This is a genomic window from Oleiharenicola sp. Vm1 (genome assembly GCF_047777955.1).
In the GTDB taxonomy this organism is placed as follows: domain Bacteria; phylum Verrucomicrobiota; class Verrucomicrobiia; order Opitutales; family Opitutaceae; genus Didemnitutus.
On the sequence record NZ_CP180537.1, the window covers coordinates 234896 to 260248 of the forward strand.

The following is a 25353-nucleotide window of genomic DNA, read 5'->3' on the forward strand; positions in this document are numbered from 1 at the left end:
CCACTGCGATGAACGACACTCCCACCCATTTCAAGCCGCACAAGGATTCGCTCATCGAGCGAATTATCGAGTGGAGCGCGCGCAATAAATTCACCGTGTTCATGTTGGTCGGCGCCCTGTTCGCCGGCGGCATCTTCACGATGCGGAACACGCCGCTCGACGCGATTCCCGACCTGTCGGACGTGCAGGTGATCGTTTTCACCCAGTGGGAGGGCCGCAGCCCGAACCTGGTCGAGGATCAGGTCACGTATCCAATCGTCACGAAACTCATCAGCGCGCCGCAGGTGCGTGTCGTGCGCGGGTATTCGTTCTTCGGCTATTCCTTCGTCTACGTCGTCTTCAAGGACGGCACCGACATTTATTGGGCGCGGTCTCGCGTGCTTGAATACATGCAGTCGCTCACCGGCTCGTTGCCGAGCGGCGTGACGCCGACGCTCGGGCCGGATGCGACGGGTGTGGGCTGGGGCTTTCAATACGCGCTGGTGGACAAGACGGGTAAGAACGACCTCGCCCAACTGCGCTCCTTCCAAGACTGGAACCTTCGCTACTGGATTCAGAGCGTCGAGGGCGTGGCCGAGGTCGCCACCTTCGGCGGGTTTCAGAAGCAATACCAAGTCGAAATCGACCCGAACAAGCTGCTCGCCTACAATGTGCCAATCAGCCGCGTCGTCTCGGCCATCCGCAGCTCGAACAACGATGTCGGCGGACGGGAAATGGAGCGATTCGGCACGACCTACGTGGTGCGTGGCCACGGCTATATCAAATCGCTCGAGGATCTCCGACTGGTGGTCGTGGGAGCGGACGCCAACGGGAATCCAGTGCTGTTGCGCGACGTAGCGCAGAACATCCAGCTCGGGCCGGAAATGCGGCGCGGCGCCGGCGACCTGAACGGCGAAGGCGAGACCGTAGGCGGCATCGTCGTCGTGCGGTTCGGCCAAAACGTGCTGCAGGTCATCGACCGCATCAAAGCGAAGCTCGAGGACGTGAAAGGCTCGCTGCCACCCGGCGTGGAAATCGTCACCACCTACGATCGCTCGGATCTCATCAACCGCGCCATCGCCACGCTCACCCGCACCATCATCGAGGAGTCGATCATCGTCGCGCTCGTCATCATCGTCTTCCTGCTCGATTTCGGTGGAGCGGTGCGCGCCATCGTCACGTTGCCCATCGCCGTGGCCCTGGCCTTCATCCCGATGTATTTCATGGGGCTCACGGCGAACATCATGTCGCTCGCGGGCATCGCGATCTCGATCGGCGTCATCACCGACGAGGCGGTCGTCATGGTGGAGAACGTCCACAAAAAGCTGGAACACGCTCCCGGAGGACTGACGCGAAAGCAGCGGCAGGAGATCATCATCGCCGCCTGCAAACAGCTCGGCAAACCGCTGTTCTTTGCCCTGCTCGTCATCACCGTCAGCTTCATGCCGGTCTTCACCCTGGAGGCACAGGAAGGGCGCCTGTTCAAGCCGCTGGCCTTCACGAAGACCTTCACGATGGCTTGGGCTGCGTTCCTCTCGGTCACCATCGGGCCTGCGCTCATCGTCCTGATGACGGGCGCGAAGGTGATCCCTGAACACAAGCACCCGATCAGCCGTTTCATTCACCGGCTCTACTACCCGTGGGTGAGCGCGTTGATGACGCGCCGCCTGCTGTCGATCGGCATCGCCGTCGTGGCGGTAATTTCGTCCGTGCCAATTTTCACCAAGCTAGGCTCGGAGTTCATGCCGCCGATCGAGGAAGGCACGATCCTCTACATGCCGACGACATTGCCGACGGTCTCCGTTACGGAGGCCACGCGGCTGATGCAGATTCAGGACAAGGTCATTAAGCAGTTCCCGGAAGTGCTCACGGTCCACGGCAAAGCCGGACGTTCGGAGACCGCCACCGACCCTGCGCCACTCGAAATGTTCGAGAGCGTGGTCCAACTCAAGCCGCAGGACGAATGGCGGAAGGTTGCACAAGACCGCTGGTATTCGGGCTGGGCGCCTGACTGGATCAAGTGGGGGCTGCGGAAAATCTGGCCCGATGTTCGTCCGATGACGAAAGACGAACTGGTGGCGGAAATCGACGAGGCGCTCCAGATTCCCGGCCAAGTGAACGCTTGGACGATGCCGATCAAGGCACGCATCGACATGCTGTCCACCGGCGTGCGCACGCCCATTGGCGTCAAAATCTTCGGCACCGATCTCACCGAGATCGGCAAGCTCGGCGAGCACCTCGAGGCGACCCTGCGTCAGGTCCCGGGCACGCGTAGCGTCTTCTCGGAGCGCACGACGGGCGGCCTCTATCTCGACATCGTGCCGGATCGCAAAGCGATCGCGCGCTACGGTCTCAACGTCGAGGACGTGCTGATGCTGGTCGAAACGGCCATCGGCGGCATGGCGATCGACAAGACCATCGAGGGCCGCGAGCGCTACAGCATCAACGTTCGCTACAGCCGAGAACTGCGCGACGATGTGGAGAAGCTCAAGCGGGTGCTCGTGCCCGTGGCGCAAGCTGCGATGGCGCCGGAGGGTGAGGAGGGTGCGGGAATGGCTCCGGCGGCAGCTGCAGGCCCCGCCGCCACCAGGACCGCGCAAATCCCGCTCGGTCAGTTGGTGGAGATCAAGACCACCAGCGGCGCTCCGCTGATCAAGAACGAGAACGGTGCGCTCACCGGTTGGGTCTACATCGACATGACCGGCCGCGACATTGGCGGCTACGTTGCGGAAGCGAAACAGATCGTGCGCGACAAGATCGAGAAGGCCGGTCTGTTGCCCGCCGGCTACCGCATCGAGTGGACGGGCCAATACGAATACATGCTCCGCGTGAAGGAGCGCCTGAAGGTCGTCATTCCCATCACGCTCGCACTCATCTTCGTGCTGCTCTTCATGAATTTTAAGAGCATTCCCGAAACGTTCATCATCCTGCTTTCCATCCCGTTCGCGATGACCGGAAGCATCTGGTTCCTCTGGATGATGAACTACAACCTGAGCATCGCCGTCTGGGTAGGCATCATCGCGTTGTCGGGCTTGGCCGCTCAGACCGGCACGGTGATGATCATCTACCTCGATGAGGCCTTCCACGCCTACCAAAAGGCGGGGAAGATGAACAACCAGCACGACCTGTTCGAGGCGATCACCTACGGCGCAGTGCAGCGCGTCCGGCCAAAGCTCATGACGGTCTGCATGATCACGCTCGGCTTGGTGCCTGCCTTGTGGGCGCACGGTGCCGGCGCGGAAGCGATCCAGCGTATCGCGGCCCCGATGATCGGCGGCCTCGTCACCTCAACCATCCTGACGCTCGAAATCGTCCCAGCCATCTACTCGCTGTGGCGCGGTCGCCAGGTCGAATGGATCAAGGGCCCCAAACCGAAGAAGAAGAGCTGGGACGAACTGAGTGAGATCTTCGTGGAGATCGAAAAGAAGGAACACGAAGTAGAAATCGCGAAGCACACCGCGTGACCCAACCAGCGGCGCGCCCGAGCGCCCGACACCTCCGATGAACCTCGACGAACGCTCCGAAGACAAGTGCGTGGTCTGCGAGAAGGACGTGACGGGCGTTGCGGGCACAGCGCACGTCTATCGGGACGGCCGGCGGTTTTCGCTCTGCTGCCCCACGTGCCTGCAGATGTTCCAGCGTGCGCCGGATCGCTTCACCAGCGGGGAGCACCCGCGCACCGTCGTCGAGGAGCTCCTGCGGGACCTCGATTGGAAGGAGTCGAAATGGTAAGCGGTAACAGGCGCACCGATTTCGGTCTATCGCTGCTGCTCCAGCGATGGCGGGTGTCCCCACGCCCACGTCCGAGCTTTTGCGATGAGGTATGGCGTCGCATCAAAGCACTCCAGCCAGACAAGAAACGCGAGCCGATCGCCAAGCCGTCCCTGCGCGGCCGGCAATGATTTCACTTTGTCCCATGAAAACAAAACTGACACGCATCTCGCTCCTTATTTCGGCCCTGCTTGGCCTGGCCTTCTTCTCTGCCTGCCAAGGCGGCTACGGCGGCGGTGGCCACCACCACTCGTCAATCAAGTCACCCACCGTCAAAGCGGGCTGAGTGAATTCCTAAACGGCATGCGGACGATGCCGCGCGGGCCTCGTCCGCCACGGGAATCCGTCGCTCGCGATTGCCTGTGACCACTTTTGCCAACATCCCCCAGTTTGATCCCGCCGTTCCTGCGACCAAGATTTTCTGCATCGGCGGGTCCTGCCTTCGCTCGGCCTTGGTCCGAATCGCCATGGACAAGACTGTGCCGCGCGGTGTGGCGGTCCATTTTCCGGGAGGAACATCGTCACTCGGCGAAACTTCGATTTGTTCTTCACCAGAGAACACCGTGCGCCTTCTCAGCGGTGTTGCGCAGAAGTTCATCGCCGCGGGTTACGCCACGCCTGACGGCGACCCATTGGCTTTAATCGACATTGTCACATACCCGCTCTACCTCAGCTTGATCTACGACATTCCGTTGACCGAAGCGGGGACCGAGCTTTTCGCGATCAATCATAACTGGCTGACCGGCGCTTTCCCCGAATTGCCAACATGTGGCGCGGGAGTGTTGAGCGCATTTCATTTCAACGAGGAGCCGATCGACGATGCACCAACCCACAACATAGTGGTGCCTTCGGACTTCTCTCCCGGAGCCATTGCGCGCCTCACTGCCTATTTTACGCGCACCGCCGTTCCGCTATTCTGGACCACCCGGAGCAACCCGCAGATGGACGATCGTTATCTGTTCGCCGAGCGACAACCGGGCGATGGGCCACCCAACCGACTCCTCGCGGACTCGTGACCCAGCGGGGCCGATGATCGGCTCACGGTTTCGCACCCCGGCGGCACGCTGCGGTGATCTCCGCCCGGGCACGTGTCCGAGCGGAGGCGAGACGCTGACTGGCGGACATGAGCCAACCGCTCTCGTGGCTCACCGCGCTATTTTTGCGGTGCCGCCTTGGCGATGAACATGCACTCCTCGCCCTTCTCGTTGACGTAGGTCACCTGTCGCTCGACCGATTGGTTTTTCGGCGGACCTCTGAAGGCGACACGCACCTTCATCTTGCATGAGGGGCACGTCACGGTCGCGCCCTCTTTGCAGTGCTCCATTGCCTCCTCCGGCGAGGCGACCGTCACTTCGGAGACGGTTTTGCACTCGTTGCAGACGTAGACGATCTTGTCGCCTTTCTTCAATTTCGCGAAGTCCTCGGGCTTACGGAACGTCTGCCAAAGCGTGGAAGTCTGTCCGGCCAAAGCCGAAGCGGTCAGAAGCAGGCAGGCAGCGCCTGCGAGCACGAAGGAGCGGAGGGGATTTTTCATGGGTTATGCAATGTGCGGATGCTGAACTGCACCAACTGTGCCAGTGTCGTGCGTCATCGCGAGGCGAAGTTCGGCGGCCACCGGCGCTTTACCTACCCGTTGAGCAGGAGGTTTCGAGAAATGAAACAGCTATCAGCGTGCGTGCGCCGCAGTCATCGTTCGTTAAACTGAGACCACTGCCGGTTATGCTTCCACGCGCCACCCGAAGAGATTTTATCCGTTCGTTAGCTGCGGCGTCGCTTTACGCCGCGCTGGCGCCGATGCGGCCAGCATGGGCGCAGCACACTCACGGGACAGAAAATCGCGGGAACGTCGGGCAACGATCGGGCGGACCCGACACCAAGCGCGTCGATCTCGTCATTGATCGCACTCCCTTGAAGATCGGCGACCGCGCGGGAACGGCGGTCACCGTGAACGGCAGTCTGCCGGCTCCTTTGCTGCGCTTTCGGGAGGGGGATCAGGTCGAACTGCACGTCACCAACCGGCTGAGCGAGCGCGCCTCCATCCATTGGCACGGCATCTTGCTTCCGAACGCCATGGACGGCGTTCCCGGGGTGACGTTCAAGGGCATCGACCCCGGTGAAACGTTCGTGTATCGGTTCCCGCTCCGGCAATACGGCACCTATTGGTATCACAGTCACTCGGGGATGCAGGAGCAATTGGGCCTTTACGGGCCGATCGTGATCGACCCGGTCGCTGACGAGCCGTTCGCTTATGATCGGGAGCACGTTGTGGTGCTGTCGGATTGGACGTTCTCCGATCCGCATCGCCTGCTCGCGAAGCTGAAAAAGCAGAGCAATTTCAGCAATCTGCAGCGCCAAACACTCGTGGAACTGGTCAGCGACGCGCGAGAGAAAGGCGTCCGTCGGACGTTTTCGGAGTGGGCTAAATGGGCAGGCATGCGAATGGACCCGACCGACATTGCCGACCTGACTGGCGCCAATTTCACGTTTCTCGTGAACGGCCGGGCGTCGCTCGACCCGTGGACGGGAATTTTCAAACCCGGTGAGCGTGTGCGCCTCCGGTTCATCAACTCGGCGGCGACGACCCATTTCGACGTGCGGATTCCTGGCTTAAAAATGACCGTCGTCCAAGCCGATGGACAGCATGTCGAGCCGGTCACAGTGGAGGAGCTTCGCATGGGCGCTGCCGAGACCTACGATGTTCTCGTCGAGCCGACGGAGGAGCGCGCCTATGCGATCTTCGCGGAAACGACGGACCGTAGTGGTTTCGCGCTGGCCAGCCTGGCACCGCGTGACGGGATGCATCCCGAGATCCCGCCGCGCCGCAAACGTCCGCTCCGAACGATGGCCGACATGGGAATGGGGAGCATGGAAGAGCATTCCTCGCATCAGCAGCCGGGAGGAGTCGCTCACGGCGAACATGGCAGCGGGACGGATCAGATGGTGGAATCCGATCACGCCCAACACGGCGCGGGTGGACACGGTTCTTCGCACGAAGCGAAACCTGCCAGCGAGTCGATGAGCGATTCGGGGGGCCACGGCGGAATGGAAATGCCGAAAAACGAGTTCGGTCCGGGCAACAGCATGATGGCGATGATGCCAATGAACCGCGCCGGAGAGCCGGGAACGGGTTTGGGAGAAGACGGCCGCCGTGTGCTGGTGTATCGTGATCTCGTCGCCCTCGATCATCGCAAGATGCCGGAGGTGCAGCGCGAGATCGTGCTCAACGCCACCGGGAACATGGAGCGCTTCATCTGGGGTTTCGACGGCAAGAAATACTCCGAATCGGAACCTGTCCGGCTGAAGTTGGGCGAGCGCGTCCGCGTCACCTTCGTCAACCAGACCATGATGGAGCACCCGCTGCACCTGCACGGGATGTTCATGGAACTCGAGCACGGCGGCGACGGCATGCCGCCCTTGAAGCACACGGTGGTGGTGAAACCGGGAGAGAAAATCTCAGTGCTGGTAACGGCCGATGCTCCGGGCGATTGGGCGTTTCACTGTCACCTGCAATATCACATGGAGGCCGGCATGTTCCGGGTGTTCTCAGTCACATGAATCGCATCGTCCCACTCGCTCTTTTCGTCTCCTGCGTGCTGAGTGCTCCGGCTTTCTTCGCTCAGCACGGTGATCACGGTCAATCCACGGGCACCATGAGCGGCGGACTCGGGCGCCCGCTACCGCCCGGGTGGGGGCCCGCGGTCGAAGATTCCGCGTTGCGCTGGGCGGCGTTCGTGCAGCGGGCCGAATTGCGTTCGGGCGATATCGCCGACGCGGCCGTGCTCGATGCCGAAGGATGGGCAGGCGGCGACTACCAGCGCTTCTGGTGGAAGTTGGAGGGAGAGCAACTGACGGCGCGGCCTCGGAGCGGCGAGGTGGAGTTCACCGCGCTCTACAGCCGCTTATTCAGTCCGTTTTGGGACGTGCAGGCGGGTATTCGCCTCGATCGGTCCTACAGCGGGCCGTCCCGAGAAACACGTGGCCACTTGGTGGTGGGACTCGAAGGACTGGCTCCCTACCGTTTCGAGGTCGAGCCGACGCTCGCGTTGAGTGACAAGGGAGACGTTTCGTTTGCGCTGACCACCAGCTATGATCTGCTCATCACTCAACGGCTGGTTCTCCAACCGAGGTTCGCTCTGCGGCTCGACTCAGCGAAAGGCGAAGTAGGCGAGGGATTCATCGGCGAAGGACTCAACGATGTGGATCTCGGCTTGCGGCTGCGCTACGATGTCACCCGACAATTTTCTCCCTATTTCGGATGGGAGTGGCACCGCGCTGTAGGTGCGAGCGCTGGCTTGGCGAGAACAGCCGGTCGCGATCATTGGCTCTCGACCTGGGTCATCGGCGTTCGCGGGTGGTTCTAGGACTCGCCGCACAAACCAAGGACCGCATTCGGCGCTCAAGATGAGCCTTGAGCGCCGGAAGCTGAAGTGCGCGCCTCGAGCTTATCGCTTCAGCTGCTGAAGCTCCGCGATCTCCTGCTGCTGTGAAGAAACCGACTTCTCCGCGAAGGCCCGAAGTTCTCTGTTAGCCGCCCGGTTGCGCGCGAGTTCGTTCATCTCGATCGCCATCTGATGGTGTTTCGTCATCTCTTCCACGAATGCGCGATCGAAGTCGGCGCCTCGTGCTGATTCCAGCTTCGACATGGTTTGCCGCTGCATCGCTTGGTGCTCGTCGCCGGTGCTCAGATGGGTGTTGGTGGCATCGGTCGAAGCCCGGTGTGAATCGTGGTGTTGGTCGTGCTCCGCGTTTTTCTGCGACGCGCTCCGCATGCCCTTCAACTCCTTCAGCTCCTTCTCCTGCGACTCGCGCGTCTTCTCTGCGAACGCCTTGACGCTTGCGTCTTGTGCGCGGCTTGCGGCCAAGTCGGCCATTTCGATGCCCTGCTTGTGATGCTCGACCATCTGTTTCACGAATGCCCGATCGAAGTCGGTATCTGAAAGTTTGCGGAGGTGTTCCGTCATTGGATCACTTGCCAGAGCAATGGCCGCCAACAGGGACGCGGCTGTGGAGGAGAGAAGGAATTTCCAGGGAGTTTTCATAGCGATGTGAGTTGTCCGCAGGAGACCGCGGCGGTGCGCCTGAGTTCGAGGGGCCGGTCGCGACGAGGCATTTACCGGAAGCTCGGACCACTCGCTTTCCCGGGTAGCGGACGATTTGGTGTCGTCGGTGTGATTCGTTGTGTTCTACTCACGTCATGAATGCCCCAATTGCCGCGCTGCTCCAGCGCTGGCGCACCGACCCGCACGCGACCTATCAGAGCTGGTTCTTGTGGGAGGAACGGCTGAAGAACTTCCGCTCCATCCGTCGGGGCATTGCGGAAGTCGTGAAGGAAATCGACGCCGACACCTTCGGTAACGTCTACAAGGGCTCGTCGCTTGAGACCGTCGTCGGCTCGGTGGCGGAGCAACGCCAGATCTTCAAGGGGGCCGACCACGCCTTTTTGTGGAAACCGAAGCTGCGCATTCCCGACATCTACGAAAACCGCGACAACCAGATCGCTTTCGCCCGTTTCCTGGACACCTGCGCGTGCTGCAATTCTGAAGGCGAGGTCCTCGCAGCGATCCGGCTCCTCGAGTCGCGTCAAATCAAGGGCCTCGGTCCGGCGGCGGCGAACCTGTTGTATTTCCTGCACCCGACGATCGTGCCGCCATTCAACACGGCGATCGTCAACGGCTACAATGCACTCACGGGCGCGAAGGTGAAGCTGGGGAAGTGGGCCGAATACCTCGCGATGCGGGAAGGCATTCTGCGGCTCAACTCGGAGCATCGCTCGCTGTTGTCGAACGATCTGGGCGCAATCGGTGGATTCCTGTTCGACGTGGGCAGCGAGCGCTATCCCTTGCCGCCCGCGGGTGACGACGCTGCAGCGAGGTCGGCATGGGAGGCGGACTTGGCAAAGGTTCGAGAGGAAAGTGCCAGCGCGCAAAAGGCCCATCGGCGTAATGCGGAGGAAGAGCAATCGCACACGGAGGTCCAAGGGATGCTCCGTGATTTGGGCTTGGCGCTGGGGTTCAACGTATGGATTGCGGCAAATGATGCTGGTCGGATTTTTGCCGGCAACCGGTTGGGCGCGGGCTGCGTGGATACGCTGCCGCCGGCGTTGACCGGTGCGCCTGCGCTCGACGCGATTCGTCTCATCGACGTGATCTGGCTCCAGCGCGATACCGGGGCCCTGGCGGCCGCGTTCGAGGTGGAGCACACCACGTCGATCTACTCCGGCATTGTTCGCCTGCTCGATTTGGCCGGGAGCGCGCCAGCCGAAGCGGTGCGTGGGCTGTTCCTGGTCGCGCCGGATGCACGCGAGGAAGAAGTTCGCGCCCAGCTCTCACGACCAGCCTTTCGGCACATTGGTCATCTGAAAATGCGTTTCCTGCCCTACGGCGAACTGACGCGCAACCGTGACCACATCGTGAAATTCGGCGAAGGCCTCCGTGCAATCCACGCCGTCAGCCGCGAGCTGAGTCTCAACGGCTCGGCGGTGCCGCACTAAACTGAAGTGCGGGGTAGGACAGTAAATGTCTCAACGGCGATGCTAGTGCACGCGGTCACGCAAATGCCTGTGGGGGGGCGCCGTTTTGAAGTCATCGTTCGCGCACGAGCCGATCCCCGAAGGGGTGCTACACTGGGTGATCATCGAGTGGCGGATCATCCCGCGACTGCCGGACGCATCCACAACCTAAACTGAGCATCAATCAGACGCTCGTGATCGAGCCGACTGCGGCCGCAGTCATCCGTGCGGCGTTCCCCGCAACTCACACTTCACGTAGACGTAGGGCTTGCCCGCTTTCCCGTGATCTGGGAGCGGCACGACCTCTTCTGCTCGAAGCTGGGTTCGTAGGGATCGCTCAATTGCAGAAGTCCGGCCTCTGCCTTCCTGAAAGCCATGCTCGCGGAGATGTTTTTTGACGTCGCCCGCGGTGAACCGCCCTTTCTGCGAAAGGATAGCCTTCCGCAGAGCGGGAGTCAAAGCACTCGGAGTTGAATGCGCCGGATCGGACATATGGGACTACTTTGCTTGATTCCCGCGTTCGCACAAGCGTGGACGACTCGAATCACCCAAAGCGCAGTCATTAGGGCCGGAGCTCGCGTGAGGTGAGCGTGCGTTGCCGTTCGCCACTGAATTCTCCTGCAGTGGCATTTTAATTCTCACTGCTGGCGTTTTGATTATGCGAGGTGGCGTTTTGAATTATTTGCCAACAGTTGGGCACGAGGCTCAGGCCTCGAGCTGCGGGCGGCTCGGCTCGGGCCAGTCGACGTGGAAGAACTTGCCGCGCGGGGCGTCGACGCGCTCGTAGGTGTGCGCGCCGAAGTAGTCGCGCTGCGCCTGGAGCAGGTTGGCCGGCAGGCGGGCCGAGCGGTAGCTGTCGTAGTAGGCGAGGGCGGACGAGAACGTCGGCGCCGCGACGCCGTATTCGGCGGCGAGCGAGACGACCTTGCGCCAGTTTTCCTGCGCGGCCTTCACCGTCTTGTTGAAATACGGGTCGAGGAGCAGGTTCGCGAGGTCCGGGTTGCGCGCGTAGGCCTCGGTGATCTTCTGGAGGAACGCGGCGCGGATGATGCAGCCGCCTCGCCAGATCTGGGCGATCTCGCCGAAGTTGAGCTTCCAGTTGTATTCCTTCTGCGCGGTGCGCATGAGCTGGAAGCCCTGCGCGTAGGAGCAAATCTTCGAGCAATAGAGCGCGTCGTGGATGGCTTGGATGAGCGCCTTCTTCGAGCCGCGGTAGTTTTTCTTCGCGGGGCCCTTGAGGATCTTCGAGGCAGCGACGCGCTCCTCCTTGATGGCGGAGATGCAGCGGGCGAAGACGGACTCGGCGATCGTCGGGGCGGCGACGCCCATGTCGAGGGCGTTGACCGAGGTCCACTTGCCCGTGCCCTTCTGGCCGGCGGTGTCGAGGACGACGTCGACGAAGGCCTTCCGCTTCGTCTTCGGGTCCTTCTGCTGGAGAATGTCGGCGGTGATCTCGATAAGGAACGAGTCGAGGCTGCCGCGATTCCATTCGGCGAAGATCGCGGATTGCTCTTCGGCCTTCAGGCCGAGCAGGCCGGACATCAGCGCGTAGGCCTCACAGATCATCTGCATGTCGCCATACTCGATGCCGTTGTGGACCATCTTCACGTAGTGGCCCGCGCCGTTCTCACCGATGTAGGTCGTGCAGGGCACGCCGCCGGTGACGGGTTGGCCGGGCTTCGCGCCGGGGATCGGTTTGCCGGTCTTGGCGTCGACCTTGGCGGCGACGGCTTCCCAGATGGGCTTCAGTTCCTTGAACGCCGCCGGATCGCCGCCGGGCATGAGCGACGGGCCGAAACGCGCGCCTTCCTCGCCGCCGGAGACGCCGGAGCCGATGAAGCGAAAACCTTTTTCCTTCAGGGCCTTTTCGCGGCGGATGGTGTCGGTCCAGAGCGCGTTGCCGCCGTCGATGATGATGTCCCCCGGCTCGAACACCGCGGTGAGGCCGTCGATGACGGCGTCGGTGGCCTTGCCGGCCTGGACGAGGATGATGGCCTTGCGGGGCTTCGCGAGCGACGCAGCGAATTCCTGCAGCGTCTTTGTGGCAACGAGGCCGCCCGGGGTGTTCGGGTTGTCGGCGACGAACTTGTCGGTCTTCTCGACGGTGCGGTTGTAGACCGAGATCTGGAAGCCGTGGTCGGCGATGTTGAGCGCGAGGTTCTGACCCATGACGGCGAGGCCGATGAGTCCGATGTCAGAGTGCGTCTTGGCCATAAGAGGTGTGGAGCCGCAGACCGTAGTGCCCACCCCGGCCGAGACCAAACCAAAAGCCGGTCAACCCGTTGCTTATTACGCGCGGTGACCGGGGTTCACCGCCGAACGCACGCGGACCCCGGCGCCTCCCTCCGCCCTCAGGGCGCCTTGTGCTGCTTGTTCGAGTAGGAACCGGCGCTGGGGAAGAAGGGTGCGATCTTCTCGACGACCGGCGTAAGCCACTTGGGCTCGTTGCGGTTGTAGATCCAGGAAAAGAAGACGATCGAAACGACGACGAAGACGATGACACCCAGCACGATTTTGTTCATCTGCGCGACTTTGCGCAGGATGACGATGGCGATGATAAACGCCGCGATGCCGATGCCGAGCTTCAGCCAGGTCGCGGGCGGGATGTTCTGCGCGGTCTCGAGAGCGGAGGCGGCGAGCAAGAGCGTCATGACCCCACCGCTAGCGCGAAAGGCGGGCGAGACGAGTCGATTTTGAACTGCCGGCGGGTTTCACGAGGCTTTGGCAAACGGCTTCGCCGCACCCGGGCGCTTGCCGGCCGGCCGCCGGCCATCCGCGGCTCAGCGAAACTCCGGCCGCGGCGGCGTGAACACCTGCACCTCGTCCGCGTCCTCGAGGATCTCGATGCTGTGCTCGACATTGGCCGGGATGGCATAGGTGTCGCCCGGCCCGAGTTCGCGCGCGTCGTCCCGCGTCAGCACGCGGGTGCGGCCGAAGAGGATGTAGCCGATCTGCTCGTTCGGGTGGGAGTGGAACGGGATGCGGTTGCCGACGCGGTAGTGCATCTTCGTCATCATGCACTGCGGTCCGGTCGCGAGCAGGTCGAACGCGACGCCGAACGAGTTTCTTTGCTGGGCCTCGGAGGCCAGGGTGACGTGGATCATGGGGAAAAGGGTTCAGGGACCGTAGCTCACCGTCAACGTGGCGGAGCCGAGCGCGTGCTGGTGGACGAGGAAACCGACCAGCGCGGCGCTGGCGTCGTCGGGCACGTCCAGGCGCGGCACGTCGAGCGCGTGCACGGTGAAGACGTAGCGGTGCGTCTCGCCCGCCGGCGGGGCCGCGCCGCCGTAGCCCGGCGCGCCGAAATCCGTGCGCATCTCGCGGCTGCCCGCCGGCAGCGCACCCGCCTGCCGGCTCGCCCCTGCGGCCAGCTCGCGCGTCGCCGCGGGCAGGTCGATCACGACCCAGTGCCACCAGCCCGAGCCCGTCGGGGCGTCGGGATCGAACAGCGTCACGACAAAGCTCCGCGTTCCCGCCGGCGCGTTCTCCCACCGCAGGTGCGGCGAGCGGTTGCCGCCGTGACGGCCGAAGCCGTCGAGCACCTGCGCATCGGGCAACCGGCCGCCCGGCGTCAGGTCGGCGCTGGCGAGGCGGAACGACGCAGCCGGCTCGCGGCGCGCGCCGCTGTTCCCGGCCGCGAAGGCAAGCCCGAGGCAGCCGACGGCGACGAGCGCGGCCAGCGCGCGCCCGAAAACGCCGGCGAAGGATCGAGGGGGATTTTTCATCATGGACGCGCCCAGCCTACCCGTTCCCCCGTCCGGCCGCGCTCCCGTTCCGCTCAGAAACCGGCCGTTCGCGCTCAATGCGGGGCGGCGCCGCGCAGCTGTCGCGGGCTCTGGCCAAAGTGCCGCCGGAAACAGGCGGAGAACTGCGAGACGCTGTCGTAGCCGACCTCGAGCGCCACCTGCACGACCGACAGCTCGCTCGATTGCAGCAACACCAGCGCTCGTCCCATGCGCACCTCCTGCAGGACGCGCCGGAAGCTCGTGTCCTCCCGCTCGAGGCGCCGGCGGAGCGTGGCCTCGCTCATGCCCAGCTGCCGCGCCACAGCCTCGGCGCGCCACCGGCGCGGGGCATCGGAGCCGACGAGCCGGCGCACGCGCGTGGCGATCCGGTTCAGCCGGCTGGGGTCGAAGCGCAGGCCGAGCTCCGCGAGCGCGAGCACGACCTCCTGGACCTGGTGCCGCGCGAGGGCCGGGGCGTTCCCGCCGTCTCGTCGCAGGCGATCAGCGCCCGTGCGAAGGCGGTGCGCAGGAACTCCGGCGGTGGCGCGATGCGCTGCGCGCCGGCGATGGGCGTCAGGCGCGCGCCCGGCGGCTCGGCCTCGAGGCAGAGCGCGGGGTCGATCGACAGGCTCTGGGCCAGGTAGGGGCCGGTGGCCGGCGGGGTGTTGACGACCTCGACCTCGCAGCCGCCGGAGAGCGCGATCATCTCGCCGGCGCGCGCGACGACCTCCGCGCCGTCGAGCTTCAGGCGCTTCACGCCCGCGCACACGAGCAGCAGCGAGGAAACTCCACGCCCACCCGCCACAACGGCCGGCCGCCTTCCTGCACGACGTGCAGGGCGAGGCCCAGGCCGGGCCGGACGTGGAGGGAGCGCTTCATCGGGTCACGTTGAGCGGAGCCCGGCGCGGAGACCACGGCAAATCGGCCGGCGCCCGGCCGGCGTTCTCCCGGGGCGGCGGCAGGCAAAGCGGCGGCGGAATGGCGGAACGACATCGCCGCGATTGGAGCGGGTTTTCCGGCGCGGGGAAGCTGCGGGTGCGGCGGGCTGTGCGATTGAGCGCTTGCGGCACGGGTTTGCGCGGAAGGGGAAGGTCGCGGCGCGCGTCCTCCGCTACACTGCCGCCATGATCCGACTCCGGAGACCGATGGATTCGCTCGGCGGCTGCGTGTGGCTGCCGCGCCTCGTCGACAAATGCCGGCTGCATTTCGCCGGCACGCTGCCAGCGGATTTTCAACTGCCCTTCTGTCACCCGCTCGCGACGGACGGTGCTTTTCTTGCGCACTTTGGGCTGACGAAGGAGGAAGTCCTCGCCGCCGTCGCTTCCGCGCCGGACGATGCGGCGGTGGTCGCGGCACTCGTTGCGCGCGGCGCGCTCACGCCGGAGCGGATCGCCGCGTGGAACGCGCTCGCGCCGAATCTCGGCCGGCCCGGTTTTCCGTGTGAGAAGTCCCTCGCGTGGGCTCGGCGTAATCTGTATCCGTCCGGCACCGATCCGCGCGTCGACAGCGTGTTCACCGCGATCGCGTGGGACGAGGGGTTTCTCGACGAGATCGTCCCGCGCACGAGCGACGCTGCGCGTCAGTAGCGCCCGGCGATGCCGAGGTAGTCGAGCAGCCAGGCTTCCTTCCAGATGCGGAAGCGGCCCTCGGGCGTGATCTTGCCGTGCTCCTCGCGCTCGGCATGCGGGAGCAGGAAGCCGAGTTCGGTGTTCACCTGCTCCATCGCCTGCTGCTGGCGGTTGAGGTCGTCGAGCGGCTCGGTTTCCCACGCGACCGCCGTCTCGCCGGCGCGGGCGATGCGCCGCTGGTGGTAGGCGACGAGTTTCGGCAGCGCGCGCCGCCGCGGGCTGCGGTCGACATGCCAGTTCTCCGGATAGAAACCCCCGAAGGGCAGGAAGAAATTGTCGGTCACGTAGCGCCGCCCGCTCTGGGTCTCGGTCGACAGGCTGTAGCACACCGTGATCGCGCCGCTGTCCTGCGGCAGGAACGCCACCTGCAGCCGCATCGTGCGATCGGCGCTCTGGTAGACCGACACGCGCAGCCAGATGCCGCCGCCGACCTCGGCCTTCAGCGCCTGCACGGGCGTGAAGCGGTGGTCGCGCAGCCAGTCGCGCACGCGCAGCAGCCGCTCCTGCACCGGCCACTCGTCGCCGCTGGTGTTGGCGGTGAACTTCGGGAACAGCGGCAGCGGGCTCAGGCTGATGGCGGACACCCGCAGCCAGTTGAAGCCCGACTCGGCGAGGAACCAGCCGAGGAACGCCCCCGTCGCCACGACCCAGAACGGCCGGTCGATCCAGTCGAAGCGCCCGTTCGTCTCCGCCAGGAAGAGCGCGAAGAGGATCCACCGCAGCCAGCGGATCGGGATCGCGAGCAGCGGCGAGGCGAGGCGCAGATTGATGTAGAACAGCAGCAGCAGCAGCGCGGCCGCCGGGGCGAGGAAAAGCGTCAGCATCTCCGTCATGACGCGAGGCGGCGGTCAGGGACCGCCGCGGTGGGTGCTGGTTGCCCGGGCATGATCGTCGGGGCTACCGCCCGCAGGGAAGGGGAGCCGGCTCAGCTCAGCCGCACCGGCATGATCACGCAGACGAAGCTCTCCAGGGTCTTGAAGACGCCGGGGCTGACCTCGTCCTTCAGCTCGAAGAACACCTGGTCCTTCGTGAGGGCGCGGAGCGGATCCATGACAAACTGCGGGTTGAACGCGACCTGGAGGTCGGGGCCGCTGTAGGCGATCGCCATCGATTCGTGCGACTCGCCGAAGTCGGGCGACGAGGCGGTGATCTCGAGGAGGTTGGCCGAGAGCTTGATCTTGACCGAGTTGGATTTCTCGGAGGTCACGAGCGCGGCGCGGTGCACGCACTGGAGGAACAGCTCGCGCTCGAGCGCGATGCGCTGGTGCGTCTCCTTCGGGATGACCTGCTGGTAATTCGGGTAGTTGCCCTCGACGACCTTGGAGAAGAGGTAGATCGCGTCGGTGAGGCCGGAGCTGTCCTTGTTCGTGTCGATCTGGAACGCGGCGCGGCGGTCGTTGAAGGCGATCTTCAGCTTGTCGCCCTTGCCGAGGAGGCGGAGCAGCTCGGAGACGGTCTTGGCCGGCAGGATGATCGCGCCGGCGCTGGCCGCGGGCACGGGCATCTCCTTCGCCACGAGGGCGAGGCGGCGGCCGTCGGTGGCGACGAGCGAGAGCTTGCCGTCCTTGAAGTTGAAGTAGACGCCGTTGAGGATGTAGCGGGTCTCGTCGGTCGACTGCGCGTAGGCGACGTTGCCCAGCATGCCGGCGAGCTCGGCCTGCTCGAGGGAGAAGGTCTTGTCGTCGCCGGTGTCGGGCAGCTTCGGGAACTCCTCAGCGCCGATGCCCATGATTTTGAAATTGGAGCCGCCGGACGCGATCTTGACCTGGTGGTTGGCCGCGGCGTCGACCGTGACGTCGACGTTGGGCAGCTCGCGCACGATGGTGGCGAGGCGCTTCACCGGCAGGGTGACGCTGCCGCCCTCCTTCACCTCGGCCTTGATCTTGCAGCGGATGCCGAGGTCGAGGTTGGTCGTGGAAAGCGAAATCTGATCCTTTTCCGCCTCGATGAGCACGTTGCTCAGGATGGGCATCGCCGCCTTCGATCCCACGACGTTGAGGACCTGAGCCAGGCCGTTGCTGAAGTGGTCGCGATTGATCTTAAATTTCATCGGGCGAACAGGGTGTTAGGGTTTCCCACAGAATGGATAGATAGAGAGGGATTCAATAAGGAAGTATCCGTATTATTATGGTCGACGAATATCGCAGCAACTCCGGTGTTTTCCGAGTGAAAAACCGGACGGCGAAACGCTGCGAACAACTGTGGAGCCGGCGCGAATAAGTCCGCAGTTGTTCACACGAAAAAGTTATTCGGGGTTTTCCCCGCGCATCTTCACAACGCGCTTGCGAAGAACCCGCATCTTGGCGTGGCGGGCGGCGCGCTGGTAGTGGGCGAAGAGGCCGTAGGCGATGTAGCCGAGGAAAACGAAGAAGAAGGCGACCTCGCGGAGCTTCACCACCAGCGCGGCGACCACGATGATGATGACGAAGGTCTGGAAGCGCGTTTTCGTCTCCCAGTTCACCTGCTTGAAGCTCGGGTAGCGGACGGTGCTGACCATCAGGAACGCCACGAGGATGAGCAGGAGCGGCAGCGCGACGGTCAGCTGGCGCAACTCGCGGTCGTTGCGGGCGAAGTTGACCAGCAGGAGCACCAGCGAGGCGACCGTGCCGGCCGCCGCGGGGATGGGCAGGCCGACGAAGTCCTTGTTCGACTCCGCCTCCGCACGGTGGAGCAGGGGGTTGGTGATGACGTTGAAGCGCGCCAGGCGCACCGCGCCGCAGAGCAGGTAGATGAAGGCGATGAACCACCCCAGCTCGCGGAACCACTGGAATTGCTCGCGCGGGGCAAGGATGAGGAAGAACACCATCAGCGCCGGCGCCACGCCGAACGAGACGACGTCGGCCAGCGAGTCGAATTCCGCGCCGAACAGCGAGGTGCGCCCGCCCCAGCGCGCCAGCCGGCCGTCGAGCGAGTCGAACACCACCGCCAGCAGGATGAACCACACCGCCTGGGTGTAGAGCTCCAGGGCGCTCTGGCCGACGTGCGCGGCGGCGTAGTCGCCGGCGTCGGTGATGAGCCGGGCCTGGATGCACTTGATGACCGCGATGAAGCCGCAGAACAGGTTTCCCGCCGTCATCAGGTTGGGCAGGAAATAAATGCGGCTCGCCTGGGTGACGTTGTAGGGGTTCTCGCGATCTTGGAGATCGGGCATGGGACGCGGGGCGGCTTACTTCTTGGTCAGGCTCTCGAGATACTTCCAGAACTTCGAGTCCTGCTCGAAGAGCTGCTTCTCGGACACCGGCAGCTTCAGCCGGAAGAGCGCGTCCTCCAGCGAGGCCTTGTGGAGGATGTAGTGCGTGTGGAGCTTGTCGCCGTCGACGGTGAAGTAGAACCGGAACTCGCCCGCCCGCAGCCGGTAGAAATCCACCCCGCCGCGGTTGAACCGGCCGAGCGGCTCCCGCGGGTGCGCGAGGTCGGACGGCTTCACCTTGCTGATCGGCTCGATGGCCTCCAGCTGGGCGAGTTTGTCGAGCCGGTTGAGCTCGCGCATACTTTGCTCAGAGAAAGTGACTTGGAACATGGCGTGAATGGACCCGGTAACCGCCGCGCAGGCTGGTCGTCTTGCCTGCAGTCGGCAATCCTCCCAACACCGCTATGGCGCCAAGGTCTCTAGCCCTCTCCCTGCTCGCAGCAACGCTAATCCCGGTCTTCAGCGCCGCGGCCGAACCGCCGCCGGCCGCCGCCGCGGCCACGCCGCCCGCCCGCCCCGAGCTGAACGCCCGCCAGCGCGAACTGCTCGAGAAATTCGACCGGAACCACGACGGCCGCATCGACGACGAGGAAAAGCTCGCCGCCCGGGCCTACATGCGCGGCATGGCCGGCAGCGGTCCGAAGGAACGCTACAAGAAAGCCCTGAAGCTTTTCGACAAGAACGGCGACGGCGTGCTCGACGATGCCGAACGCGCCGAGGCCGAGAAGGCCCGCGAGGAATACCAGGCCAACCGCGAAGCCGTCCTGGCGAAGTTCGACAAGAACAAGGACGGCGTGCTCGACGACGCGGAGCGCGCCGCGGCGGTCAAGGCTCGCGAGGAGCGCCAGAAGCGCCGCCTCGAGCGCAAGGACGCGAACTGACACCGCCCGCTTCGCCCTTCCGGCACCGATCACGGACCGGGCGGCCGCTCCGCCCCGCGGCGCCGACCGGCGGGCGCTTTCAGTAGCATTTCACGGGACGATAGAAGCGCCGCCTCAATCGTCCCCCGCATCCCCAAGACTGTTGCGCGCCCGCGGCCGCCCGCTAGCGTCCGCGCAAAAATCCGCGCCGTCCTCGCCCCGCCCGCGCCCGCGGGCCGCTGCGATCCGGCCGCCTTCCCCATGCTTCCCGTTTCCCTCGCCGACATCCGCGCGGCCCGCCGCCGCATCCGCAGTGGCGTCGTCGTCACGCCCTGCCCCGAGTCGATCCCGCTCTCCGACGTCACCGGCGCGCACATCTACTGCAAGCTGGATAACCTCCAGCGCACCGGCTCGTTCAAGGAACGCGGCGCGCGCAACGCCCTGCTCCAGCTCTCCCGCGAGCAGCGCGCCCGCGGCGTCATCGCCGCCTCCGCCGGCAACCACGCCGCCGCGCTCGCCTACCACGGCAAGCTCCTCGGCATCCCCGTCACGGTCGTGATGCCCGACTACGCGCCGCTGATCAAGATCAGCACCTGCAAGAAACTCGGCGCGCACGTCCTCGTGCACGGCGCCGACTTCGCCGCCGCCCGCGCCAAGGCCGACGCCCTCGTGCGCGACGAGGCCCTGACCTACATCCACGGCTTCGACGCGCCGGAGATCATCGCCGGCCAGGGCACGCTTGGCCTCGAGATCCTCGAACAGGTGCGCCACGTCGACGCCGTCGTCTGCCCCGTCGGCGGCGGCGGCCTGCTCGCCGGCGTCGCACTCGCCATCAAGTCCGTCCGTCCGCAGGTGAAGGTCATCGGCGTCGAGAGCGTCGCCACCGGCAACCTCACCGCCGCGCTGAAGGCGCGCAAGCCGGTCGTCGTCCCGCGCCACGCCACCCTGGCGGACGGCCTCGCCACGCTCACCGTCGGCGCGAATTCCTTTTCCATCATCCGCCAGCACGTCGACGGCGTTGTGCGCGTCACCGAGGCGCAGATCGCCGTCGGCATCCTGCGCATGATCGAGATGGAGAAGATCGTCGTCGAGGGCGCCGCCGCCACCCCGCTGGCCGCCATGATGTCCGGCCAGCTGGCCGAACTCGCCGGCCAGAACGTCGTGCTCGTCGCCTGCGGCGGCAACATCGACCCCGCCATCCTCAGCCGCGTGATCGAGAAGGGCCTCGTCAGCGACGGCCGCATCACCCGCTTCACCGTCACGATCAGCGACCGCCCCGGCGGCCTCGCCGCGCTCGCGCGCGTCATCGCCCAGTCCGGCGCCAGCGTGAAGGACATCGCGCACGACCGCGCCTTCAGCGGCCCCGACGTCCACGCCGTCAACGCCGTCTGCACGGTCGAGACCCGCGACCAGGCCCACGTGCGCGCCCTGCACCGCGCGCTGCGCGAGGCCGGCTTCCCGGTCGTCGTCGAAGGCTGAGCGCGTTCGTTTCCGCAGGTAACCCGCGACCCCGGGGCGCTCGCGTTTGCGGTCGGGCCGGTTGCCCGCAGCCGCCCTTTCGCGCGCCGCGCGCATCCCTTGACGCAGCTCAAGGCACGCCGGCGCGCGCGCGGCTAGATTGGCCGCGTCATGAACACCGAATCCACGTCTCCCGTCTTCACCGTTGAAACCACCGTCGGCGCCATGGTCGCCGCGCGTCCGGCGCTCTCGCGCCTCTTCGAAAAGCTCGGCATCGACTTCTGCTGCGGCGGCAAGAAGCCGCTGGCCGAACTCGCCGCCGCCCGCGGCCTCGACCCCGCCACCGTCCTCGCTCTGATCGACGCGGCGCTGGCGGTCACGCCCGGCACCGACGACGTCAACCCCGCCACGCTTTCCCTCCGCGAGCTGGCCGACCACATCGAGCGCACGCACCACGAGTATGTGAAGGCCGAGCTGCCGCGCCTGCTGGAAATGGCCGAGCGCGTCGCCCGCAAGCACGGCTGGCGCGACGCCCGCCTCGCCGAAGTCGCCGAAACGGTCGGCCTCCTCACCCGCGAGATGTTCAGCCACATGACCAAGGAGGAGCGCGTCCTCTTTCCGCTCGTCCGCCAGATCGAGGCCGGCGCCGCCGACAATTTCCACTGCGGCTCCATCGCCAACCCGATCCGCCAGATGGAGGACGAGCACGAGTCCGCCGGCCGCGCCGTCGCGCGCCTGCGCGAGCTGACCGACGGCTTCCGCCCCGACGGCGACGCGTGCAACACCCACCGCGCCCTCCTCGGCGGCCTCGAGGAGTTCGAGGCCGACCTGCATCGCCACGTGCACAAGGAGAACAACGTCCTCTTCCCCCGCGCCCTCGAGCTCGCCGACCGCAACTGACGCCGCCGACCGACGGATCGCCCAAGCGGGCGGCGCTTCCTCGCCCGCGCCTCGCCTGGTCCGAGGAGTCCCCGCCGCGCGGGGGCCCCTCCGTGCGTCCGCCCCGCTAGCCGACCGGCCCGCGGCGCTCGTGTTGACTTTCAACAGGAACACCTGTTGATCTTCGACATGAGCGAGCCCGACCGCACCGAACTCCTCCAAGGCACCCTCGACCTCCTCGTCCTCCAGACGCTCGCGACCCTCGGGTCGCAGCACGGCTTCGGCATCGCCCGCCGCATCGAGCAGGTCTCGGGCGGCTCCGTGCTCCTCAACCAGGGCACGATCTACCCCGCGCTCGTCCGCCTCGAGGAGCAGGGCTGGATCGCCTCGGAGTGGGGCACGAGCGAGAACAACCGCCGCGCCCGCTTCTACGCCATCACCGCCTCCGGCCGCAAACAGCTCAAGGAGGAGGTGGCCAACTGGCAGCGCGTCACCGCGCTCGTCGACGCCGTGCTCGCTGCCGAGGCCTGATTTTTCTCCGGCTCCACGAAAGTCGCTCCGTTTTCCACGCCATGAAACTCTGGACGAAACTCCGCCACCTCCTCGGCCGCCGCGCCCGCGTCGCCCGCCTGGAGGAGGAAATGCGCACCCACATCGAGCAGCTCACGGAGGAAAACGTCCGCCGCGGCCTCGACCGCGTCGAGGCCCGCCGCCAGGCCCACCTCGCCTTCGGCAACGTCCTCGCCACCCGCGAGGAGACCGAGGACGCGCTCGGCTGGCCTTCGCTCGAGGCGTGGGTGCACGATTTCCGCGTCGCCGGGCGCAGCTTGAGCCGGCGCCCGGCCTTCGCGCTCAGTCTCGTGGCGGTGCTCGCGCTCGGCATCGGCGCGACGACCGCGGTGTTTTCGCTCGTGCGCGGCGTGTTGCTCGAGCCCTTGCCGGTGCCGCATCCGGAGGAGTTGAGCCTGGTGACGGACGCGACGGGCGAACCGTTCTTGCTCAGCGCGCCGACGATCCGCCGGCTGGCGGAGGCGCCGGAACTCGGCGGACGCGTCGCGGCCTACGCGACCCCGACCCGCGCGGCGCTGCGTCTGGACGACCAACCGGCGCAGCCATGCCAGGTGCAGTTCGTGAATGGCCAGTTTTTCTCCGCCCTCGGGATCGCCGCGGCACGCGGTCGCGTGCTGGCCCCGGCGGATGACGCCACCGAGGCGCCGCGGGCGGTCGCGGTGGCGTCGCACGCGTTCTGGCTGGCGAAGCTCGGCGGCGCGCCCGATGCCGTCGGGCGCAGCGTGCGCCTCAACCGCCAGGAAGTGACGATCGTGGGCATCGCGCCGGCGTCGTTCGATGGCGTTTCCCTGGGTGACAGTCCGGATTTGTGGCTCCCGCTCGGACTGCACGCGCCGCTCGGGTTGAGGCCGTCGGCGTGGACGATTTCCGACGGGCCGGTCGCGCTCGAGCAGTGGACGCGCCTCGACAACGTCAACTGGCTGTCCGCGCTCGTGCGCGTGGCGCCGGGCAACACCGCCGCGCACGGTGCGCTCGAGCGTTCGTGGCGGCCGCAACTCGACGCGGCGCTCGCGATCATCACCGACGCGCCGACGATTCAGGATTTTCGGAACCGCGTGCCGCGGCTCGTGCCGAGCCCGCAGGGATACTCCGACACGCGGAACGATTTCCGTCGCGTCGGCCTCACGCTGACGCTGCTCGTCGCGGCAGTGGTCCTCGTGACGGCGGCGAATTCCGCCACGCTGCTGCTGTTGCGCATGCTCGGCCGCGGCCGGGAACTCGGCGTGCGCCTCGCGCTCGGCGCCGGCCGCTGGCGGCTGGCGCGCGGTGCGCTGCTCGAGAGTTTGCTGCTCGCCTGCGGCGGCGCGGTGGGCGGCGGGCTGATCGGCGCGTGGCTGACGCCGTTGCTGGCGCGCTGGCTCGCGCCGGACGTGCGCGGCGGGTTGCCGGGCTTCGATTGGGCCATGGCGGGCGCGCTCGCCGTTCTCGCGCTCGGGCTCGGGCTCGCGATCGGGCTGGCGCCGGCCTGGCTCATGGCGCGGCTCGCGCCGCAGTCCGTGCTCCAGCAGCGGCATCTCGGCGCGGGTGGCACGCTGCGACTGGGGCGGACGCTGATCGTGGCGCAGCTCGCGCTGTCGGTGATGTTGATTTCCGTCGCGGGCGCGCTGGCGTTCGATCTCCGGCGGGTGCTGGCGGAGGCGCCCGGCTATGATCGCGCGGCGCTGGTGCAGACGTTCTTCGATTTGCGCGGCGCGGGCATTCCCGAGGAACGCCAGCCGGCGCTGCTCGCCCGGCTCCGCGCGACGGCGCACGAATTGCCGCAGGTGCGCGAAGTGGCGTTCGCGGCCAGCGGCGCGCTCAGCGGCAGCCGTTCGGCGAGCGGCGTGTATTTCCGCGGCGAAGTCGCGCACCAGCCGCGCGAGAACATCCAGCACGAGAGCGTGGACGAGAATTACTTCACCACGATGGGCATGACCCTCGTGCGCGGGCGCGGCTTCACGGCCCATGATGTCGCCGGCCGACCGAACGTCGCCGTGATCAGCGAGCGGCTGGCGCGCGAGGTGTTCGGCGATGCGGATCCGATCGGCCGCCGCTTCGGTTTCGGCGAAACGGCCGATGCGGAGGACCGCGAGATCGTCGGCATCGTGTCGGATGCGCGGGTGAACGGCGTGCGCGAGGCCCCACCGGCGATGTTCTACGATCCGCTGCCGCAATGGCGCGCGACGGCCGGTTGCCTGGTCGTGCGCGTGGCGGGCGATGCCGCGGCGGCCCGCGAGGCGTTGAAGAAAAAGATCTCCGCGGCCGAGCCGGGTGTGTTGTTCAATCGCTGGACGACGCTCGAAGAGCGCGCGCAGCGCTGGGTGCGCAACGACGTCGCCACGGTGCGCCTGACGGCGGGTTTCGGCGTGCTCGCGACCCTGCTCGCGGTGATCGGCGTGCTGGGCGCGCTCGGCTATCTGGTTGCCAGCCGTTCGCGAGAGATCGCCGTGCGCCTGGCCATCGGCGCCGAGCCGGGTCGCGTGTGGCGCGACGTGTTGCGCGATGCGGCGACGCTCGGGCTGCTGGGCGCGGCGATCGGCGTGGGGCTTTCGTTGCTCCTCCCGCGGGTGCTCGGCTCGTGGATGATGGTCGGGTTGCGCGCGGATGGGGCCGCCATCGCGCTCGCCGCGGTGGCCGGATTGCTCGCGGCCGTGATCGGCGGGCTGTTGCCGGCGCGGCGGGCGGCCAAAGTCGATCCGCTCGCGCTTTTGCGCGCCGAATAAACGCGGGCGCCGCGGCGGCTCAGATCTTCGCGTGGTGGGCGCGGGTGAGTTCGCCGCGGACGTTGCCGGTGCTCGACGCCGCG

The 25353-nt window shown here is 65.9% G+C and carries 26 protein-coding genes; 13 read left to right on the forward strand and 13 right to left on the reverse strand.

What is annotated here, in order from left to right; genetic code table 11:
• Positions 1-8 precede the first annotated feature (8 nt).
• The 4 genes from ACMYLB_RS01800 to ACMYLB_RS01815 all read left to right on the forward strand — a co-directional run bounded on the left by ACMYLB_RS01800 (position 9) and on the right by ACMYLB_RS01815 (position 4766).
• The gene (locus ACMYLB_RS01800) at positions 9-3443 is read left to right on the forward strand and encodes an efflux RND transporter permease subunit (protein ID WP_415909281.1); all 3435 of its coding nucleotides are present in this window, start codon (positions 9-11) and stop codon (positions 3441-3443) included.
• 37 nt (positions 3444-3480) lie between these two features.
• Positions 3481-3711, forward strand: coding sequence for a hypothetical protein (locus ACMYLB_RS01805; RefSeq protein WP_415909282.1), 231 nt, complete (start codon positions 3481-3483; stop codon positions 3709-3711).
• Positions 3712-3895: 184 nt separating this feature from the next.
• Positions 3896-4036: a hypothetical protein gene (locus ACMYLB_RS01810; protein WP_415909283.1), complete on the forward strand. Its 141-nt coding sequence runs from the start codon at positions 3896-3898 to the stop codon at positions 4034-4036.
• A gap of 76 nt (positions 4037-4112) precedes the next feature.
• On the forward strand, positions 4113-4766 hold the full coding sequence (locus ACMYLB_RS01815) for a hypothetical protein (protein ID WP_415909284.1): 654 nt from the start codon (positions 4113-4115) through the stop codon (positions 4764-4766).
• A 137-nt stretch (positions 4767-4903) separates the two neighbouring features.
• Here ACMYLB_RS01815 and ACMYLB_RS01820 read toward each other — a convergent pair whose 3' ends face one another.
• Positions 4904-5284, reverse strand: coding sequence for a hypothetical protein (locus tag ACMYLB_RS01820; protein ID WP_415909285.1), 381 nt, complete (start codon positions 5282-5284; stop codon positions 4904-4906).
• A gap of 185 nt (positions 5285-5469) precedes the next feature.
• On the opposite strand from ACMYLB_RS01820, the gene ACMYLB_RS01825 reads away from it, so the two are divergent.
• Together ACMYLB_RS01825 and ACMYLB_RS01830 are read left to right on the forward strand one after the other, a co-directional pair.
• A complete protein-coding gene (locus ACMYLB_RS01825; protein WP_415909286.1) occupies positions 5470-7305 on the forward strand; it encodes a copper resistance system multicopper oxidase in 1836 nt (611 codons plus the stop codon).
• Positions 7302-8111 carry a copper resistance protein B gene (locus tag ACMYLB_RS01830; protein WP_415909287.1) on the forward strand — a complete coding sequence of 270 codons (810 nt, stop codon included), beginning with the start codon at positions 7302-7304 and terminating at the stop codon, positions 8109-8111. Before ACMYLB_RS01825 ends, ACMYLB_RS01830 begins: the two co-directional genes overlap by 4 nt.
• Before the next feature lie 81 nt (positions 8112-8192).
• On the opposite strand, the gene ACMYLB_RS01835 is transcribed toward ACMYLB_RS01830, so the two are convergent.
• A complete protein-coding gene (locus tag ACMYLB_RS01835) occupies positions 8193-8789 on the reverse strand; it encodes a DUF305 domain-containing protein (protein ID WP_415909288.1) in 597 nt (198 codons plus the stop codon).
• A gap of 155 nt (positions 8790-8944) precedes the next feature.
• Here ACMYLB_RS01835 and ACMYLB_RS01840 point away from each other — a divergent pair, with 155 nt between their 5' ends.
• Complete coding sequence (locus tag ACMYLB_RS01840; RefSeq protein WP_415909289.1) at positions 8945-10240, forward strand: type II restriction endonuclease; 1296 nt, start codon at positions 8945-8947, stop codon at positions 10238-10240.
• Between the two features lie 723 nt (positions 10241-10963).
• Here the strand turns inward: ACMYLB_RS01840 and gndA are convergent.
• The 7 genes from gndA to ACMYLB_RS01875 form a co-directional block, all read right to left on the reverse strand.
• Positions 10964-12472 carry an NADP-dependent phosphogluconate dehydrogenase gene (gene gndA / locus ACMYLB_RS01845; RefSeq protein ID WP_415909290.1) on the reverse strand — a complete coding sequence of 503 codons (1509 nt, stop codon included), beginning with the start codon at positions 12470-12472 and terminating at the stop codon, positions 10964-10966.
• Positions 12473-12609: 137 nt separating this feature from the next.
• The gene (locus ACMYLB_RS01850; protein ID WP_415909291.1) at positions 12610-12909 is read right to left on the reverse strand and encodes a hypothetical protein; all 300 of its coding nucleotides are present in this window, start codon (positions 12907-12909) and stop codon (positions 12610-12612) included.
• A 129-nt stretch (positions 12910-13038) separates the two neighbouring features.
• Complete coding sequence (locus tag ACMYLB_RS01855) at positions 13039-13362, reverse strand: cupin domain-containing protein (protein WP_415909292.1); 324 nt, start codon at positions 13360-13362, stop codon at positions 13039-13041.
• A 12-nt stretch (positions 13363-13374) separates the two neighbouring features.
• Positions 13375-13983: a kinase inhibitor gene (locus tag ACMYLB_RS01860; RefSeq protein WP_415911138.1), complete on the reverse strand. Its 609-nt coding sequence runs from the start codon at positions 13981-13983 to the stop codon at positions 13375-13377.
• 74 nt (positions 13984-14057) lie between these two features.
• Positions 14058-14423, reverse strand: a complete 366-nt coding sequence (locus tag ACMYLB_RS01865) for a helix-turn-helix transcriptional regulator (RefSeq protein WP_415909293.1) — start codon at positions 14421-14423, stop codon at positions 14058-14060.
• Positions 14375-14740 (reverse strand): hypothetical protein, encoded by a 366-nt coding sequence (locus ACMYLB_RS01870; protein WP_415909294.1) that lies wholly within the window; start codon positions 14738-14740, stop codon positions 14375-14377. Before ACMYLB_RS01870 ends, ACMYLB_RS01865 begins: the two co-directional genes overlap by 49 nt.
• Positions 14737-14862: a hypothetical protein gene (locus ACMYLB_RS01875; protein WP_415909295.1), complete on the reverse strand. Its 126-nt coding sequence runs from the start codon at positions 14860-14862 to the stop codon at positions 14737-14739. The genes ACMYLB_RS01870 and ACMYLB_RS01875 overlap by 4 nt, the downstream gene beginning before the upstream one ends.
• A 287-nt stretch (positions 14863-15149) precedes the next feature.
• On the opposite strand from ACMYLB_RS01875, the gene ACMYLB_RS01880 reads away from it, so the two are divergent.
• Positions 15150-15569, forward strand: coding sequence for a DUF5069 domain-containing protein (locus tag ACMYLB_RS01880; RefSeq protein WP_415909296.1), 420 nt, complete (start codon positions 15150-15152; stop codon positions 15567-15569).
• Here the strand turns inward: ACMYLB_RS01880 and ACMYLB_RS01885 are convergent.
• From ACMYLB_RS01885 to ACMYLB_RS01900, 4 genes are all read right to left on the reverse strand, one after another.
• The gene (locus ACMYLB_RS01885; protein ID WP_415909297.1) at positions 15563-16435 is read right to left on the reverse strand and encodes a hypothetical protein; all 873 of its coding nucleotides are present in this window, start codon (positions 16433-16435) and stop codon (positions 15563-15565) included. The genes ACMYLB_RS01880 and ACMYLB_RS01885 overlap by 7 nt on opposite strands.
• 101 nt (positions 16436-16536) lie before the next feature.
• Complete coding sequence (gene dnaN / locus ACMYLB_RS01890; RefSeq protein ID WP_415909298.1) at positions 16537-17661, reverse strand: DNA polymerase III subunit beta; 1125 nt, start codon at positions 17659-17661, stop codon at positions 16537-16539.
• Between the two features lie 195 nt (positions 17662-17856).
• Complete coding sequence (gene pssA, locus ACMYLB_RS01895) at positions 17857-18762, reverse strand: CDP-diacylglycerol--serine O-phosphatidyltransferase (protein ID WP_415909299.1); 906 nt, start codon at positions 18760-18762, stop codon at positions 17857-17859.
• 15 nt (positions 18763-18777) lie between these two features.
• Positions 18778-19131 (reverse strand): type II toxin-antitoxin system RelE family toxin, encoded by a 354-nt coding sequence (locus ACMYLB_RS01900; RefSeq protein ID WP_415909300.1) that lies wholly within the window; start codon positions 19129-19131, stop codon positions 18778-18780.
• Between the two features lie 74 nt (positions 19132-19205).
• Between ACMYLB_RS01900 and ACMYLB_RS01905 the strand changes: the two genes are divergently transcribed.
• From ACMYLB_RS01905 to ACMYLB_RS01925, 5 genes are all read left to right on the forward strand, one after another.
• Entirely contained in the window at positions 19206-19682 is a 477-nt protein-coding gene (locus tag ACMYLB_RS01905; protein WP_415909301.1) for a hypothetical protein, read from the forward strand.
• A gap of 240 nt (positions 19683-19922) precedes the next feature.
• Entirely contained in the window at positions 19923-21140 is a 1218-nt protein-coding gene (ilvA, locus tag ACMYLB_RS01910) for a threonine ammonia-lyase (protein WP_415909302.1), read from the forward strand.
• A gap of 150 nt (positions 21141-21290) precedes the next feature.
• Positions 21291-22019, forward strand: a complete 729-nt coding sequence (gene ric, locus ACMYLB_RS01915; protein WP_415909303.1) for an iron-sulfur cluster repair di-iron protein — start codon at positions 21291-21293, stop codon at positions 22017-22019.
• Positions 22020-22187: 168 nt separating this feature from the next.
• Entirely contained in the window at positions 22188-22529 is a 342-nt protein-coding gene (locus tag ACMYLB_RS01920; RefSeq protein ID WP_415909304.1) for a PadR family transcriptional regulator, read from the forward strand.
• Positions 22530-22570: 41 nt separating this feature from the next.
• Complete coding sequence (locus ACMYLB_RS01925; protein ID WP_415909305.1) at positions 22571-25270, forward strand: ABC transporter permease; 2700 nt, start codon at positions 22571-22573, stop codon at positions 25268-25270.
• The last annotated feature ends 83 nt before the right edge of the window (positions 25271-25353 follow it).

What these genes read in the sequence shown, in the direction of transcription:
- ACMYLB_RS01885 (WP_415909297.1), bottom strand. Translation starts at nt 16,435, where the DNA reads ATGCTGACGCTTTTCCTCGCCCCGGCGGCCGCGCTGCTGCTGCTGCTG.
- ACMYLB_RS01855 (WP_415909292.1), bottom strand. Translation starts at nt 13,362, where the DNA reads ATGATCCACGTCACCCTGGCCTCCGAGGCCCAGCAAAGAAACTCGTTC.
- ACMYLB_RS01830 (WP_415909287.1), top strand. Translation starts at nt 7,302, where the DNA reads ATGAATCGCATCGTCCCACTCGCTCTTTTCGTCTCCTGCGTGCTGAGT.
- ACMYLB_RS01805 (WP_415909282.1), top strand. Translation starts at nt 3,481, where the DNA reads ATGAACCTCGACGAACGCTCCGAAGACAAGTGCGTGGTCTGCGAGAAG.
- ACMYLB_RS01825 (WP_415909286.1), top strand. Translation starts at nt 5,470, where the DNA reads ATGCTTCCACGCGCCACCCGAAGAGATTTTATCCGTTCGTTAGCTGCG.
- ACMYLB_RS01840 (WP_415909289.1), top strand. Translation starts at nt 8,945, where the DNA reads ATGAATGCCCCAATTGCCGCGCTGCTCCAGCGCTGGCGCACCGACCCG.
- ACMYLB_RS01925 (WP_415909305.1), top strand. Translation starts at nt 22,571, where the DNA reads ATGAAACTCTGGACGAAACTCCGCCACCTCCTCGGCCGCCGCGCCCGC.
- ilvA (WP_415909302.1), top strand. Translation starts at nt 19,923, where the DNA reads ATGCTTCCCGTTTCCCTCGCCGACATCCGCGCGGCCCGCCGCCGCATC.
- pssA (WP_415909299.1), bottom strand. Translation starts at nt 18,762, where the DNA reads ATGCCCGATCTCCAAGATCGCGAGAACCCCTACAACGTCACCCAGGCG.
- ACMYLB_RS01810 (WP_415909283.1), top strand. Translation starts at nt 3,896, where the DNA reads ATGAAAACAAAACTGACACGCATCTCGCTCCTTATTTCGGCCCTGCTT.
- ACMYLB_RS01900 (WP_415909300.1), bottom strand. Translation starts at nt 19,131, where the DNA reads ATGTTCCAAGTCACTTTCTCTGAGCAAAGTATGCGCGAGCTCAACCGG.
- ACMYLB_RS01800 (WP_415909281.1), top strand. Translation starts at nt 9, where the DNA reads ATGAACGACACTCCCACCCATTTCAAGCCGCACAAGGATTCGCTCATC.
- ric (WP_415909303.1), top strand. Translation starts at nt 21,291, where the DNA reads ATGAACACCGAATCCACGTCTCCCGTCTTCACCGTTGAAACCACCGTC.
- ACMYLB_RS01835 (WP_415909288.1), bottom strand. Translation starts at nt 8,789, where the DNA reads ATGAAAACTCCCTGGAAATTCCTTCTCTCCTCCACAGCCGCGTCCCTG.
- dnaN (WP_415909298.1), bottom strand. Translation starts at nt 17,661, where the DNA reads ATGAAATTTAAGATCAATCGCGACCACTTCAGCAACGGCCTGGCTCAG.
- ACMYLB_RS01875 (WP_415909295.1), bottom strand. Translation starts at nt 14,862, where the DNA reads ATGAAGCGCTCCCTCCACGTCCGGCCCGGCCTGGGCCTCGCCCTGCAC.
- ACMYLB_RS01850 (WP_415909291.1), bottom strand. Translation starts at nt 12,909, where the DNA reads ATGACGCTCTTGCTCGCCGCCTCCGCTCTCGAGACCGCGCAGAACATC.
- gndA (WP_415909290.1), bottom strand. Translation starts at nt 12,472, where the DNA reads ATGGCCAAGACGCACTCTGACATCGGACTCATCGGCCTCGCCGTCATG.
- ACMYLB_RS01920 (WP_415909304.1), top strand. Translation starts at nt 22,188, where the DNA reads ATGAGCGAGCCCGACCGCACCGAACTCCTCCAAGGCACCCTCGACCTC.
- ACMYLB_RS01820 (WP_415909285.1), bottom strand. Translation starts at nt 5,284, where the DNA reads ATGAAAAATCCCCTCCGCTCCTTCGTGCTCGCAGGCGCTGCCTGCCTG.
- ACMYLB_RS01905 (WP_415909301.1), top strand. Translation starts at nt 19,206, where the DNA reads ATGGCGCCAAGGTCTCTAGCCCTCTCCCTGCTCGCAGCAACGCTAATC.
- ACMYLB_RS01860 (WP_415911138.1), bottom strand. Translation starts at nt 13,983, where the DNA reads ATGAAAAATCCCCCTCGATCCTTCGCCGGCGTTTTCGGGCGCGCGCTG.